The organism is Pseudomonas sp. R1-18, assembly GCF_051132095.1.
Classification (GTDB): domain Bacteria; phylum Pseudomonadota; class Gammaproteobacteria; order Pseudomonadales; family Pseudomonadaceae; genus Aquipseudomonas.
The window spans coordinates 2,425,195-2,440,950 of sequence record NZ_CP071658.1; the positions used below are offsets into that span (position 1 = coordinate 2,425,195).

Sequence of the window (15,756 nt, forward strand, 5' to 3'; positions counted from 1 at the left end):
ACAGCGTGACAATCAAACGCAGCGCAAAATGGATCGGTCTCAGCCTGATTGCGCTGGTCATTGTGCTGCTGGTCAGCGTTTCGCTGATTCTCGGCACCCAGGCTGGCAGCCGCTGGGCGCTGGGCCGCGTGCCCGGTTTGCAGGTGGAGAATTTCGCCGGCCGTCTTGGCGGGCAATGGGGTGCCGAGCGCCTGGTCTGGCTGCAAGGCCAGGACCGGGTCGAGATCGACGCGGCAGCGTTTCGCTGGTCCCCTGGCTGCCTGTTGAAGCTCACGTTGTGCATCGATCAACTGCACGCCGCGCAGGTACGTCTGCAGTTTGCGCCCAGCGATCAGCCGGCCAGTGAAAATCCGCTGGCTTTGCCCGATCTGCAACTGCCGGTGAAGCTTGTGCTACAGGATATCCAGCTTGGCAGCCTGCAACTGGACGGTGCCGAGCAGTTGAAGGACCTGAAACTGGCTGCTCACTGGGCCGCTGAGGGTCTGCGTATCGACAGCATCCATCTGCAGCGCGACGATCTGGTCCTGGACCTCCAGGGACTGCTAAACCCCACCGGCAACTGGCCACTCGCCGTTCAAGGCAACCTGCAATTGCCGGCACAGGACAGTCAACCGTGGATGCTGGCGCTGAACATCAAAGGCGATCTGCTCGAAACCCTGCAGTTGAAGGCCGACAGTACCGGCTACCTGCAAGGGCAATTGCTGGGTGAGCTGCAGCCGCTCGCCGAGCACCTGCCGGCGCGTCTGACCCTGACCTCCGAGCGCTTCAAGCCAAGCGCCGGGCTGCCGGATACCTTGCAGCTGGAGAATCTTTTGCTCAAGGCCGAAGGCGATCTTGACAGCGGTTACCGTCTCGACGGCACCTCCAGCCTGCCAGCGCAGCAGGGGCCGATTGCTCTGCTGCTGCGCGGCCGCGTCGACGCCAAAGGTGCCGACATTGCCGCACTGGACCTCAGGTCCGGCGAGGAGCAGCGCGTGACGCTCGACGGCAAGCTCAACTGGGAATCCGCTTTCAAAGCCGACGCGCGCATCGACTGGAAGGATTTTCCATGGCAGAGGCTGTACCCACTCGGCAGCGAGCCTCAAGTTGCGCTGCGTGCGTTCAACGGGGAAGTTTCCTACACCGATGGCAAATATCTGGGGCATTTTGACAGCCGGCTCGACGGCCCGGCTGGTGCATTCAGCCTCGGCAGCCCGTTCAGCGGTGATCTGCAGCGTATCTACTTGCCGCAGCTGGAACTGATCGCCGGGCAGGGTAAGGCCTCGGGACACCTGAATCTGCAATTTGCCGACGGCATCGGCTGGGACACGGCGCTGGACCTGAGCGCGCTGGATCCGTCGTTCTGGGTGGCCGAGCTGCCCGGCACGCTGGCCGGGCCGCTGCGCAGCAAGGGCCAGCTGAAAAACGAACGCCTGCAACTCGACGCGGATCTTGATCTCAAAGGCCGCCTTCGCGGCCAGCCCGCAGTGCTTAAGGCCACGGCCGACGGTGGTGGAGACGTCTGGAACCTCAGCGCGCTGAATGTGCGTCTGGGCGACAACCGGATTCAGGGCGCGGGCAGTCTGCAGCAGCGTCTGGCTGGTCAGCTCGATATCGATATGCCGCGCCTTGCGCAGCTGTGGCCACGCTTGCAAGGGCGGGTCAAGGGTCGCCTCGATCTGGCTGGAACCCTGAACGCGCCGCAGGGGCAGCTGGCTTTGCAGGGCAGTCAGCTGGCCCTCGACGCGAACCGCTTGCAAGCGCTCAACCTGACGGCCCGTGTCGATTCTGCCCAGCGCGGCATGCTCACGTTGAAGGGCAGTGGCATACAGACCGGCGATACACGTCTGGGCGAGTTGAACCTCGACGCCCAAGGCACGATGAAGGCGCAACAGCTCAAACTGGACCTGACCGGCCCGACCCTGAATCTGGCGCTGGGGCTAGACGGCACGCTGGATCAGGGCAACTGGCGGGGCCGACTGGGTAGCGGACGAGTGCAGGCAGGCGGCCAGGACTGGCGCCTGCAACGCCCGGCCCGGCTGGAGTACCTGGCTGACGGTCGACTGGACTTCGGTGCCCACTGCTGGCTGTCCGGGGCCGCGAGCCTGTGTGGTGAAGACCAGCGTCTGATGCCCGAGCCGCGCTTGCGCTACCACTTGAAGAATTTCGCGCTGGAAAGCCTGGCCCAGTGGCTGCCCAAGGACCTGGCCTGGCGAGGCATCCTTAACGCCGATGTCAATCTGGACGTTCCGGCGGCAGGTCCTTCCGGGCGGATATCCGTCGATGCAAGCGGCGGCACGCTGCGGATCAGGGACAAGGACCAGTGGCTGGACTTCCCGTACCGGGCGCTCAAACTCGACAGCAACCTGACACCCAAACTGATCGACACCCGGCTCGATTTCGATGGCGCGAAACTGGGGCGCCTGTTGTTGAACGCACGCATCGATCCCGTCGCCAAAGACAAGCCCGTGACCGGCGACTTCAACCTGTCCGGGCTGGATATCTCCGTCGCCCGTCCGTTCGCACCGATGGTGCAGAAGCTTGAAGGGCGACTCAACGGTAGCGGGCGCTTGTCCGGTAGTCTGCTGGCACCGCAGGTCAATGGCAGCGTCACGCTCGAAGGCGGTGAAGTGTCCGGTCCCGAACTGCCGATGGAGCTGCGCGACCTCCGGCTCCAGGCGTTCATCGCCGGAGAAAGCGTGCAGATCGATGGCGGCTGGAAAGGTGGCGCCGCCGGGCAGGGTGCATTGCGCGGGCAGATAAGCTGGGCGCAGGCGCTGCTGGTGGACCTGAACCTCAAGGGCTCGCAGCTGCCGATCACGGTCGAGCCGTACGCAACCGTCGAAGCCGCGCCCGACCTGAAAATCGCCATGCAGGGCGACCGGCTCGCCGTGTCCGGCAAGGTGCGGGTGCCGAAGGGGACGATCACCGTGCGAGAGTTGCCGCCGTCGACGGTCAAGGTCTCCGAGGACACGGTGATCGTCGGCCAGCAGACGGAGGAGGGCAAGCCGCCGATGGCGATAGCGATGGATATCGACGTCGAAGTGGGCGAGGAGCGTCTGGCGTTCAGCGGCTTCGGACTTACCGCCAATCTGGCCGGGCATTTCCATATCGGTGACAACCTGGATACGCGTGGCGAGCTGAACCTGAAAGACGGCCGCTATCGTGCTTACGGTCAGCGCCTGACCATCCGCAGAGCGCGACTGTTGTTCGCCGGGCCGATCTCCCAGCCTTATCTGGATATCGAGGCGATCCGGCAGACCGACGACGTCATCGCCGGCATTCGCCTGACCGGCAGCGCCGAGCAACCCACGACCCAGGTGTTTTCCGAACCGGCGATGAGCCAGGAACAGGCGTTGTCATATCTGGTGATGGGCAGGCCGCTGGGTGAGTCGAGCGAAGACACCAACATGGTTGCCCAGGCCGCGCTGGCGCTTGGCGTTGCCGGCAGCGCGTCGACCACCGGCAAGCTGGCGGAAAATCTGGGTATCAAGGACTTTGAGCTGGACACCTCCGGGACCGGCGACGAGACCAACGTGGTAGCCAGCGGCAAGATCACCGACAAGCTCAGCCTGCGGTACGGCGTGGGGGTGTTCGAGCCGGCCAATACCATCGCGTTGCGGTATCTGCTGAGCAAGCGGGTATATCTGGAAGCCGCGAGTGGAATTGCCAGCTCGCTGGATATCTTTTACAAGCGCGACTTCTGAACACCGGTTGCGCGTCGACCTGCCGGCTGCTTTCGTGCTTAACTTCCGGCTCTTACAACTGTTGATACAAGGACCCGATTTCATGGCTCAAGTGACTCTCAAAGGCGGCCCCGTTCAGATCGAAGGCGAGCTGCCCAAGACCGGCAGTGCGGCACCGGCCTTTACCCTGGTCGGCGCCGGTCTGGCTGACGTATCCCTGGGCAGCTTTGCCGGCAAGCGCAAAGTGCTCAACATTTTTCCGAGCGTGGATACCCCGACCTGCGCCACGTCGGTGCGCAAGTTCAACGCTCAGGCCAACGCTCTGGAAAACGCTGTGGTGCTGTGCATTTCGGCCGACCTGCCATTCGCTCAGGCGCGCTTCTGCGGTTCCGAAGGTCTGGAGAACGTGCAGAACCTGTCGACCTTTCGCAGCGCCGATTTCAGCCGTAACTATGGCGTCGCCATCGCCGACGGCCCGCTGGCCGGACTGACCGCTCGCGCCGTCGTTGTGCTGGACGAAAACGACAATGTCCTGCACAGCGAGCTGGTTTCCGAGATCGCCGAAGAGCCGAACTACGACGCAGCCCTCGCAGCGTTGAAGTAATAGCGGTTGCACCCAGACGGCCTGAATGTCTTCAGGCCGTTTTTTATCGGTACCTCAACCGTTTAACAAAAGTAAGCGCTTGGTAAAGGCGCTTTGCTTGTCGCTCATCTGTGCTTATTGTTCAGCCTCCTGAACATGCCCCGTCCGTAATGGTTGATCTATTCATGCAATCGTCTGGCCCCCGTAACTCTCGTCGCTGGCTGATCAGCCTGCTGATCCTGCTGGTCATCGTCGCTCTATGCTGGTGGTTCTGGCCTTCGTCGGCCGATCAAAAGGACGCTGCAACCGGTGCCGCGCCGGCCAAAGGGCAAGCGCGCGCGGGCGGTCCGGTGCGTCCGGGCTTCGGCGGCTCTGCAGCTGCGGTACCGGTACGCGTGGCACCCGTGACGCAAGGCGACTTCCCGATCTACTACAAGGCATTGGGTACGGTGACCGCGACCAACACCATCAATGTGCGCAGCCGGGTAGCGGGGGAGTTGGTCAAGATTCACTTTCAGGAAGGACAGATGGTCAAGGCCGGGGATCTGCTCGCCGAGATCGACCCGCGCAGTTATCAGGTCGCCCTGCAACAGGCCGAAGGCACGCTGGCGACCAATCAGGCGCTGTTGAAGAATGCTCAGCTCGATGTACAGCGTTATCGCGGTCTGTACGCCGAGGACAGCATCGCCAAGCAGACCCTCGATACCGCCGAGTCGCTGGTCAACCAGTACCAGGGCACGATCAAGACTAATCAGGCGGCGGTCGCCGAGGCTAAACTGAACCTCGAATTCACCCGCATCCGCGCCCCGATTGCCGGGCGCGTGGGCCTAAAGCAACTGGATGTCGGCAATCTGGTGGCCGCCAACGACACCACCGCGCTGGTGGTGATCACCCAGACGCAGCCGATTTCGGTCAATTTCACCCTGCCGGAAAAAGACCTGTCAGCAGTGCTGGCGCGTTATCGCACCGGTGACAAGCTGCCGGTCGAAGCCTGGGATCGCGGCGATGTACAGATGCAGGCGACCGGCGTGCTGGCGAGCCTGGACAACCAGATTGACGTCGCCACTGGCACCCTTAAATTCAAGGCTCGGTTCGATAACCGCGACGAAACGCTGTTCCCCAATCAGTTCGTCAATGTCCGGCTGCGCGCCGATACCCTTCGACAGGCCGTGCTGGTGCCTACCGCAGCCGTGCAGTTCGGCACCAACGGTACGTTTGTCTACGTGCTGGACGGCGACAAGAAGGTCAGGATCAGCCTGCTCAAGACCGGCCCGAGCGACGAGCAGTCGACGGTGATCACCGAAGGTCTGGCCGCGGGCCAGAGAGTTGTGCTGGAAGGCACGGACCGCCTGCGCGACGGCGCGGAGGTCGAAGTGGTCAGCGACAGCAAGGACGTGCCGGCCGGGCCCGGCCAGCAGTTGCAGGGCAAGCCGACCAAGAGCACCGACAAATCGGCGATGATCGGCAAGGCGGAAACACCTCGCGTATGAACATGTCCCGCCTGTTCATCCTGCGTCCGGTCGCAACGACACTGAGCATGCTGGCCATTGTGCTGGCCGGCCTTATCGCCTACACCTTGCTGCCTGTGTCGGCGCTGCCGCAAGTAGACTTCCCGACCATCCGGGTCATGACCTTGTATCCGGGCGCGAGTCCGCAGGTCATGACCAGCGCGGTGACCGCACCGCTGGAACGGCAGTTCGGACAGATGCCCGGCCTGACGCAGATGGCGTCGACCAGCTCGGGTGGTGCCTCGGTCATCACCCTGCGATTCAGCCTCGACATCAACATGGACGTGGCCGAGCAGGAAGTGCAGGCCGCCATCAACGGCGCTACCAACCTGTTGCCTGATGATTTGCCTGCGCCGCCGGTCTACAACAAGGTCAATCCGGCCGATACGCCGGTGCTTACGCTCGCCATCACCTCCAGGACCATGCTGCTGCCGCAGCTCAACGATCTGGTCGACACGCGCATGGCCCAGCGTATCTCGCAGATCAGTGGCGTGGGCATGGTCAGTATTGCCGGCGGTCAGCGTCAGGCGGTGCGGATCAAGGTCAATCCTCAGGCGCTGGCCGCCAACAGCCTGAATCTGGCGGACGTGCGTTCGCTGGTCAGTGCTTCCAACGTCAACCAGCCAAAAGGTAACTTCGACGGTCCGACCCGTGTCTCGATGCTTGATGCCAACGATCAGCTCAAGTCTCCCGAGGAATACGCCAACCTGATTCTGGCCTACAAGGACGGCGCGCCGCTGCGCCTGAAAGACGTCGCGGAAATCGTCGACGGCGCCGAGAACGAACGCTTGGCCGCCTGGGCCAACCGCAGTCAGGCCGTGCTGCTCAACATCCAGCGCCAGCCCGGCGCCAACGTGATCGAAGTGGTCGACAGCATCAAGGCCATGTTGCCGGGCATCACCGATAACCTGCCGGCCGGGCTGGACGTTGCGGTACTGACTGATCGCACCCAGACCATCCGCGCCTCGGTCACCGACGTGCAACACGAGTTGCTGATCGCCATTGTGCTGGTGGTTCTGGTCACTTTTCTGTTTCTGCGCAGGCTCAGCGCGACCATCATTCCATCGATCGCGGTGCCGCTGTCGCTGATCGGGACATTCGGCGTGATGTACGTGGCCGGATTCTCGATCAACAACCTGACGTTAATGGCCTTGACCATCGCCACCGGTTTCGTGGTCGACGACGCGATCGTGATGCTGGAGAACATATCCAGGCACATCGAAGAGGGCGAAACGCCAATGCAGGCCGCGCTCAAGGGCGCGAAGCAGATCGGCTTCACCCTGATTTCGCTGACCCTGTCGCTGATTGCCGTACTGATTCCGCTGCTGTTCATGGCGGACGTGGTAGGTCGGCTGTTTCGCGAGTTCGCCATCACCCTGGCGGTCGCGATCCTGATCTCCCTGGTGGTTTCGCTTACGCTGACACCGATGATGTGCGCGCGGCTGCTCAAGCGTGAGCCAAAGGAAGAAGAGCAGGGCCGCTTCTACAAGGCCAGCGGCGCATGGATAGACTGGTTGATCGACGTTTATGCGGGCAAGCTGCGCTGGGTACTCAAGCATCAGCCACTGACACTGCTGGTGGCCATCGGCACGCTGGCATTGACCGTTCTGCTGTACATCGCAGTACCCAAGGGCTTCTTCCCGGTGCAGGACACCGGGGTGATTCAGGGTATCTCCGAAGCGCCGCAATCGGTGTCGTTTGCGTCGATGAGCGAGCGTCAGCAATCGCTGGCGGACATCATTCTGCAAGACCCCGCGGTCACCAGCCTTTCTTCTTATATAGGCGTGGATGGCGACAATGCCACGTTGAACAGTGGTCGTCTGCTGATCAACCTCAAGCCGCATGGCGAGCGGGACCTCACCGCCACCGAGGTGATCCAGCGGCTGCAGCCGCAGCTGGACAAGCTGTCCGGCATCCGTCTGTTCATGCAGCCGGTGCAGGATCTGACCATCGAAGACCGTGTAAGCCGCACCCAGTATCAGTTCAGCATGTCGTCGCCGGACGCCGAACTGTTAAGCCTGTGGAGTGGAAAACTGGTCGACGCCCTCGCGGCACGGCCCGAACTGACGGACGTGGCCAGCGATCTTCAGGACAAGGGCCTGCAGGTCTATCTGTCGATCGATCGCGATGCGGCAAGCCGTGTCGGCGTCAGTGTCGCCAATATCACCGATGCACTGTATGACGCCTTTGGCCAGCGACAGATTTCCACCATTTATACGCAGGCCAGCCAGTATCGCGTGGTGTTGCAAGCCGACACTGCGAACGAGCTGGGCCCGCAGGCGCTGGAACAGATTCACGTCAAGACCACCGACGGCGCGCAGGTCAAGCTGTCGAGCCTGGCGCGTGTCGAACAGCGTCAGGCGCAGTTGGCCATTGCCCACATCGGTCAGTTCCCGGCGGTGATGATGTCGTTCAACCTGGCGCCCGACATCGCGCTGGGCGAGGCGGTGCAGGTCATCGAGCAGGTGCAGAAAGAAATTGGCATGCCGCTCGGCGTCCAGACCCAGTTTCAGGGTGCGGCCGAAGCGTTTCAGGCATCTCTGTCCAGCACGCTGCTGCTGATCCTCGCGGCCGTGGTCACCATGTACATCGTGCTCGGTGTGCTCTACGAGAGCTATATCCACCCGATCACGATTCTCTCGACACTGCCGTCGGCGGCAGTCGGTGCGTTGCTCGCGTTAATGTTGAGCGGCAATGATCTGGGCATGATTGCCATTATCGGCATCATTCTGCTGATCGGCATCGTCAAAAAGAACGCGATCATGATGATCGACTTCGCCCTCGACGCAGAGCGCAATCGTGGCGTGGACCCCGAAACGGCAATCTACGAGGCGGCGCTGCTGCGCTTCCGGCCGATCCTGATGACCACGCTCGCGGCCCTGTTCGGCGCGGTGCCGCTGATGCTCGCCACCGGCTCCGGTGCCGAGCTGCGTCAGCCGCTGGGTCTGGTGATGGTCGGCGGGTTGCTGGTCAGCCAGATCCTTACGCTGTTCACCACGCCGGTGATCTACCTGTACTTCGACCGCCTGGGTCGCCGCTGGGCCCGTAAACCCGGCTCCGCGCGCCTGGAACAGGCTGACGCATGAACCTGTCTGCCCCGTTCATACGTCGACCGGTCGCCACGGTCCTGCTGAGTCTGGCGATCCTGCTGCTGGGCGCGGTCAGCTTCCGCCTGTTGCCGGTTGCGCCGCTGCCGAACATGGACTTCCCGGTCATCGTCGTGTCGGCCAGTCTGCCCGGTGCCAGTCCGGAAATCATGGCGTCGAGCGTGGCCACGCCGCTGGAACGCTCGCTTGGTACCATCGCCGGCATCAGCTCCATGTCGAGCAGTTCCAGCCAGGGTTCGACGCGGGTCATCCTGCAATTCGATCTGGACCGCGACATCAACGGCGCGGCGCGCGAAGTCCAGGCTGCGATCAATGCATCGCGCAACCTGCTGCCCAGCGGCATGCGCAGTATGCCTACCTACAAGAAGGTCAACCCGTCACAGGCGCCGATCATGGTGCTGGCACTGACGTCCGAAGTGCTGGAAAAAGGCCAGCTGTACGACCTGGCCTCGACCATTCTGTCGCAGAGCCTGTCTCAGGTGTCGGGTGTAGGCGAGGTGCAAATCGGCGGCAGCTCGCTGCCTGCGGTGCGCATCGAGCTGGAGCCGCACATGCTCGATCAGTACGGGGTATCTCTGGATGACGTGCGAACCGCGATAACCAACACCAACGTGCGTCGCCCCAAAGGTTCGGTGGAGAACGCCGAGCACAACTGGCAGGTACAAGCCAATGACCAGTTGGAGAAGGCTGCGGATTATGCGCCGCTGATCATTCGTTACCAGGACGGCGCGGCATTGCGCCTCAAGGATGTCGCCAAGGTCAGTGACGCCGTGGAGAACCGCTACAACAGCGGGTTTTTCAACGATCGGTCCGCGGTGCTGCTGGTGATCAACCGTCAGGCCGGCGCCAACATCATCGAAACGGTTGCGCAGATCAAGGCGCAGTTGCCGGCGTTGCAGGCGGTTCTGCCGGCCAGCGTCAGACTCGACCTGGCGATGGACCGCTCCCCGGTCATCACCGCCACTTTGCATGAGGCCGAAATGACCCTGCTGATCGCCGTGGTGCTGGTGGTCATGGTGGTGTTTCTGTTTCTGGGCAGTTTCCGCGCGTCGTTGATTCCGACGCTGGCGGTGCCCGTGTCGCTGGTTGGCACGTTCGCGGTGATGTACCTGTGCGGGTTCTCTCTGAACAACCTGTCACTGATGGCGCTGATCCTGGCCACCGGGCTGGTGGTAGACGATGCCATTGTGGTGCTGGAGAACATTTCCCGGCATATCGACGATGGGGTGGACCCGATGACCGCGGCCTTTCGTGGCGCCAAGGAAGTGGGTTTCACCTTGCTGTCGATGAACGTGTCGCTGGTGGCCGTGTTCATTTCCATCCTGTTCATGGGCGGTCTGGTGGAAAGCCTGTTTCGTGAGTTTTCGATCACGCTGTCGGTGGCCATCGTGGTATCGCTGGTGGTATCGCTGACGCTGACGCCGATGCTCTGCGCTCGCTGGCTGAAGCCGCACGGCGGTGAGCAAAATGCTTTCCAGCGCTGGAGCCAGCGCGCCAATGACCGCATGGTTTCCGGCTATGATCGTTCACTCGGCTGGGTCTTGCGCCATCCGCGCCTGACGCTGCTGAGCCTGCTGGTGACCATCGCCGTCAACATCGCGCTCTATGTCGTGGTGCCCAAGACGTTCCTGCCGCAGCAGGACACCGGTCAGTTGATGGGTTTTGTGCGGGGCGACGACGGGCTGTCGTTCAAGGTCATGCAACCGAAAATGGAAATCTTCCGCCGCGCGATTCTGGCCGACCCGGCGGTGGAAAGTGTCGCGGGATTCATTGGCGGCAGCGGCGGCACCAACAATGCGTTCCTGATCGTGCGGCTCAAACCCATTGGCGAGCGCAAGCTGGCTGCCGAGAAAGTGGTCGAGCGGCTGCGCAAGAATCTGCCGCACGTTCCGGGCGGGCGCCTGTTCCTCGCGCCCGACCAGGATCTGCAGCTGGGTGGCGGACGCGAACAGACCAGCTCGCAGTATCAGTACATCCTGCAAAGCGGCGACCTCACTCAGCTGCGCGAGTGGTACCCGAAAGTGGTTGCCGCGCTCAAAGCGGTGCCGCAACTGACCGCCATCGATGCCCGCGAGGGGCGTGGTGCCCAGCAAGTGACGCTGGTAGTGGATCGCGATGCCGCCAAGCGTCTGGGTATCGACATGAGCATGGTCACCACCGTGCTCAACAACGCTTATAGCCAGCGCCAGGTTTCCACCATCTACGACACCTTGAACCAGTATCAGGTGGTGATGGAGGTCAATCCCAAATACGCCCAGGACCCGGTGACTCTGCAGCAGGTCCAGGTGATTACCGCCGATGGCGCGCGCGTGCCGCTGTCGAGCATCGCGCATTACGAGCGCAGCCTGGAAAATGACCGGGTTTCCCATGACGGCCAGTTCGCCTCGGAAAGCATCTCGTTCGACATCGCTGAAGGCGCGACCCTCGATCAGGCGACAGTCGCCATCGAACGCGCCGTGGCTGCGGTGGGACTGCCGTCGGAGGTCATCGCCAAGATGGCGGGCACCGCCAGCGCGTTCGCCTCGACCCAGAAGAGCCAGCCCTGGATGATCCTCGGCGCCTTGCTGGCGGTGTATCTGGTGCTCGGCATCTTGTATGAAAGCTATATTCACCCGCTGACCATTCTGTCCACATTGCCTTCGGCCGGGGTTGGCGCCTTGCTGTCGATCTACGTGCTGGGCAGCGAATTCAGTCTGATCTCGCTGTTGGGCCTGTTTCTGCTGATCGGGGTGGTGAAGAAGAACGCCATCATGATGATCGATCTGGCGCTGCACCTTGAGCGTGACAGCGGCATGAGTCCGCAACAGTCGATCCGCAGCGCCTGTCTGCAACGGCTCAGGCCGATTCTGATGACCACCATGGCGGCAATCCTTGGTGCCTTGCCGTTGTTGCTGAGCACCGCGGAGGGCGCGGAAATGCGCAGGCCGCTGGGGCTGACGATCATCGGCGGCCTGGTGTTCAGCCAGATCCTGACGCTTTACACCACGCCTGTGGTTTACCTTTATCTCGACCGCGCCCGCCATCGCTTCAATGCATGGCGCGGTGTGCGCACTGATGCTGCTCTGGAAAACCCGCTATGACCGAACGCCTGGCTGTTGCCACCCCTGTTTCCCGACTGGCCCGTCCCGTCGCGCTGAGCCTGGTCCTGCTGTTGAGCGCATGCGCGGTCGGTCCGGACTATCACACGCCGGAAATGGCGACACCGGTTCAGTTCAAGGCCGCCGAAGGCTGGCGTCAGGCGACGCCCAGCGATGCGATAGCCCGCGGCGCATGGTGGGAAATCTATGGTGACGCGCAGCTGAACGCACTGGTCGAGCGCCTCAATACTTCCAACCAGACGGTCGCTCAGTATGAGGCTCAGTTCCGGCAGGCTCGCGCGCTGGTGCGCAGCTCGCGCGCCGCGTTTCTGCCGACCCTCGACCTGACCACCGGCAAGACGCGCTCCAGCCAGGGCACCGGGAGCAGCAGTTCGAGCCTGAGCAACAACAGCAGCGGGATTCGTGACACCTACAACGCCCAGTTGGGGGTGAGCTGGGAAGCCGATATCTGGGGCAAGTTGCGCCGCGGCCTTGAGGCCGACACTGCCAGCGCCCAGGCCAGTCTGGCGGATCTGGCGGCCATGCGGCTGAGTCTGCAGTCGGAGCTGGTACAAAACTATCTGCAGCTGCGGGTCATCGATGAGCAAAAACGCCTGCTCGAAGCCACGGTCGAGGCCTATCAGCGCTCGTTGACCATGACCCAAAACCAATACCGCGCCGGGATCTCCGGGCGTGACGCCGTGGCGCAGGCCCAGACCCAGCTCAAAAGCACGCAGGCGGACCTGATCGATCTGGTCTGGCAACGCGCCCAGTTCGAAAATGCGATTGCCGTACTGATGGGCATGGCTCCGGCGGAGTTCAATCTGGCTGCCAGCACGACGATGCCCGCGTTGCCGCAAATTCCGGTGGGCATTCCTTCGCAGCTGCTGGAGCGGCGTCCGGACATCGCCGCCGCCGAGCGTTCGGTAATGGCTGCCAACGCCAACATCGGTGTAGCCAAGGCCGCGTATTACCCGGACTTCACGCTGAGTCTGAGCGGCGGATACAGCAGCAGTACGTTCGCCAACTGGATCAGCCTGCCGAACCGTTTCTGGTCGGTCGGCCCGCAACTGGCGCTGACCTTGTTCGATGGCGGACGGCGCTCTGCGGAGGTGGAACGCTCGGAAGCCGTCTATGATCAGACCGTCGCCCAATACCGACAGACCGTGCTGGATGGATTCCAGGAAGTGGAAAATTATATGGTCCAGCTTCAGGTCTATGAACAGGAAGCTTCGGTGCGCCAGGAAGCGCTTGAGTCGGCGCGCGAATCGCTGCGCCTGACCAGCAATCAGTACAAAGCCGGGCTTATCGGCTATCTGGATGTCGTCAACGTTCAAGCGACGGCACTGAGTAACGAACGCAGCGTGCTCAATGTGCTGCAGAATCGGCTGGTGGCAAGCGTCCAGCTGATCGCGGCACTGGGCGGCGGGTGGGATGCAACAGACGGGCTTGTAGTAAAGGAGTGACCGTGCAGTCATGACCGGCCGCTTTCGGCGAAACTTGAGGTCTCGGAAAATATATGGCCTATAGCCATAATTTTCGACGGGATACCGCGACAAATTTTGCCGATTGCGTAGAATCCGCCGACGACCAGCATGGATGCGACGTTCGATCCTTGTTTCGGTGAGTTCTATGTTAAGCGGTAGCTACATACCATCGTTGGTAGTCATATCGGTTCTGGTGGCGATTTTCGCCTCATACACCGCGCTCGACCTGGCCGGTCGCATAGCCTCGGCAAAGGGGCGCGCCGTCTATTTCTGGATCGGTGGCGGCGCTTTTGCCATGGGCGTGGGCATCTGGTCCATGCATTTCATCGGCATGCTGGCCTTCGTTCTGCCAGTGGACCTTGGTTTCGATATCTCGCTGACCCTGGCTTCGTTGCTGGCGGCCATGCTGTCCGCCGGGTTTGCCTTGTGGCTGGTCAGCCAGCCACAGCTGCCATGGCTGCATCTCTCGCTCGGCGCGCTGTTCATGGGTGTGGGCATCAGCTCGATGCACTACATCGGCATGGCCGCGATGCTGATGCAGCCCGGCATCGATTACGACCCGCAATTGTTCGGTCTGTCGGTGCTGATCGCTGTGCTGGCCTCGGCAGCGGCGCTGTGGATCGCCTTTCGTTTGCGTCAGCACACGCCTCGGGTTCGTCTGGCGCGGGCCGGTGCCGCAGTGGTCATGGGTATGGCGATCGTCGGCATGCACTACACCGGCATGGCTGCGGCAAACTTCGCCGAGGGCAGTTTTTGCGGCGCCTTGAACACCGGCCTGCACACCGATGGCCTGGATAAACTGGTGCTGATCACCAGCCTGGCGGTGCTCAGCATTACCTTGCTCACCTCGATTCTCGACGCCCGTCTCGAAGCACGCACCGCGGTCCTGGCCACCTCACTCTTCGAAGCCAATCGCGAGCTTACCCAGCTCGCACTGCACGACACGCTCACAGGCCTGCCCAACCGCATCCTGCTGACTGACCGGATCGAGCAGGCCATGGAAAAGGTGAACGAGAAGGGCGGCTGCTTCGCGTTGATGTTCATGGACCTGGACGGGTTCAAACCGGTCAATGACGCCTTCGGCCATCACATCGGCGACCAGTTGCTGCGTCAGGTCGCCGCGCGCCTGCGCGAGAATCTGCACCGTCAGGACACGCTGGCCCGGATCGGCGGCGACGAGTTCGTCTTGCTGATGGAGCTGGATGACCCGCAGGACGCGCTGAGCGTCGCGGCGCGTCAGGTCAGCGTGATCGCCAGAAACTTCGACGTGGCCGACCACATGGTGCAGGTCTCGGTCAGCATCGGCATCTGCATCTATCCCGGCAACGGCGAAACCCAGCATGAGTTGCTGATGAATGCGGACGCGGCCATGTATCACACCAAGGCTGCCGGCAAGAACGGCTACAACTTTTTCGACCCGTCGATGAACACCAATGCGCGCAATAAACTGCAGTTGCTGCAGGAATTGCGGCTCGCCATCGACAAGCGCGAGTTCTGCCTGCATTACCAGCCCAAGTTCGATGCGTTGAGCGGCCAGGCGGTGGGCGCCGAGGCCCTGTTGCGCTGGCAGCATCCGCAACGTGGTCTGCTGGGGCCTGACGCCTTCATTGCACTGGCTGAAAAAACCGGGCTGATTCTGCCGATTGGCGAATGGGTACTGGATGAAGCCTGCCGCCAGATGCGCGAGTGGTACGCGCAGGGTTACAGTCACTGGCGCATTGCGGTCAACCTGTCAGCACTGCAGTTCTGTCATGCGCCGCTGGTCGACATGGTGGCCAACACGCTGGTGCGGCATCGCCTGCCGGCCAACTGTCTGACGCTGGAAATCACCGAAACCACGGCCATGAGTGATGCCGATGCCAGTCTGGCGGTGCTGCAGAAGCTCGCCGACATGGGTGTCGACCTGTCCATCGACGACTTTGGTACGGGCTACTCAAGCCTGATGTACCTCAAGCGCCTGCCCGCCAACGAAATCAAGATCGACCGCGGCTTCGTACGCGATCTGGAGCACGACAGCGACGATGCGGCGATCATCTCGGCTATCGTCGCGCTAGGGCAGGCGTTGGACCTGCGGATCGTCGCCGAAGGGGTGGAGACCAGCGTCCAGCGCAACTTTCTGACCGATCTGGGGTGCAGCGCGCTGCAGGGCTACCTGCTCGGACATCCGTTGCCGGCCCAGCAATTTCTGGCTCACGTCCGCTCTGCCGCTGCGCCGGGCACGCTGGCGACAATTCCGTCGGTTCGCAGGATGTGAACGGCCGGATGGCGTTAATGTTAAAACGCTGGCAGGATCGTGCGTGGCCCTCGCCGGTTCCTGGTCGGCGCGGGG

At 62.3% G+C, this 15,756-nt stretch carries 7 protein-coding genes; all 7 read left to right on the forward strand.

Translation table 11 applies throughout. The annotated features are described in order from the left end of the window. Window positions 1-5 precede the first annotated feature (5 nt). Window positions 6-3,686: a translocation/assembly module TamB domain-containing protein gene (locus tag J3P77_RS11320; protein ID WP_434681966.1), complete on the forward strand. Its 3,681-nt coding sequence runs from the start codon at window positions 6-8 to the stop codon at window positions 3,684-3,686. Between the two features lie 82 nt (window positions 3,687-3,768). Then, window positions 3,769-4,269 carry a thiol peroxidase gene (tpx, locus tag J3P77_RS11325; RefSeq protein ID WP_434681798.1) on the forward strand — a complete coding sequence of 167 codons (501 nt, stop codon included), beginning with the start codon at window positions 3,769-3,771 and terminating at the stop codon, window positions 4,267-4,269. 149 nt (window positions 4,270-4,418) lie between these two features. Further along, window positions 4,419-5,738 carry an MdtA/MuxA family multidrug efflux RND transporter periplasmic adaptor subunit gene (locus tag J3P77_RS11330; protein ID WP_434681799.1) on the forward strand — a complete coding sequence of 440 codons (1,320 nt, stop codon included), beginning with the start codon at window positions 4,419-4,421 and terminating at the stop codon, window positions 5,736-5,738. Then, on the forward strand, window positions 5,735-8,842 hold the full coding sequence (locus J3P77_RS11335) for an MdtB/MuxB family multidrug efflux RND transporter permease subunit (RefSeq protein ID WP_434681800.1): 3,108 nt from the start codon (window positions 5,735-5,737) through the stop codon (window positions 8,840-8,842). Before J3P77_RS11330 ends, J3P77_RS11335 begins: the two co-directional genes overlap by 4 nt. Then, window positions 8,839-11,943, forward strand: coding sequence for a multidrug efflux RND transporter permease subunit (locus J3P77_RS11340; RefSeq protein WP_434681801.1), 3,105 nt, complete (start codon window positions 8,839-8,841; stop codon window positions 11,941-11,943). Before J3P77_RS11335 ends, J3P77_RS11340 begins: the two co-directional genes overlap by 4 nt. Continuing rightward, entirely contained in the window at window positions 11,940-13,406 is a 1,467-nt protein-coding gene (locus J3P77_RS11345) for an efflux transporter outer membrane subunit (protein WP_434681803.1), read from the forward strand. Before J3P77_RS11340 ends, J3P77_RS11345 begins: the two co-directional genes overlap by 4 nt. 166 nt (window positions 13,407-13,572) lie before the next feature. Next, window positions 13,573-15,681, forward strand: coding sequence for a putative bifunctional diguanylate cyclase/phosphodiesterase (locus J3P77_RS11350; RefSeq protein WP_434681804.1), 2,109 nt, complete (start codon window positions 13,573-13,575; stop codon window positions 15,679-15,681). The last annotated feature ends 75 nt before the right edge of the window (window positions 15,682-15,756 follow it).

Coding starts and splice junctions, on each gene's coding strand:
- tpx (WP_434681798.1), top strand. CDS start 3,769: ATGGCTCAAGTGACTCTCAAAGGCGGCCCCGTTCAGATCGAAGGCGAG.
- J3P77_RS11330 (WP_434681799.1), top strand. CDS start 4,419: ATGGTTGATCTATTCATGCAATCGTCTGGCCCCCGTAACTCTCGTCGC.
- J3P77_RS11335 (WP_434681800.1), top strand. CDS start 5,735: ATGAACATGTCCCGCCTGTTCATCCTGCGTCCGGTCGCAACGACACTG.
- J3P77_RS11340 (WP_434681801.1), top strand. CDS start 8,839: ATGAACCTGTCTGCCCCGTTCATACGTCGACCGGTCGCCACGGTCCTG.
- J3P77_RS11345 (WP_434681803.1), top strand. CDS start 11,940: ATGACCGAACGCCTGGCTGTTGCCACCCCTGTTTCCCGACTGGCCCGT.
- J3P77_RS11350 (WP_434681804.1), top strand. CDS start 13,573: ATGTTAAGCGGTAGCTACATACCATCGTTGGTAGTCATATCGGTTCTG.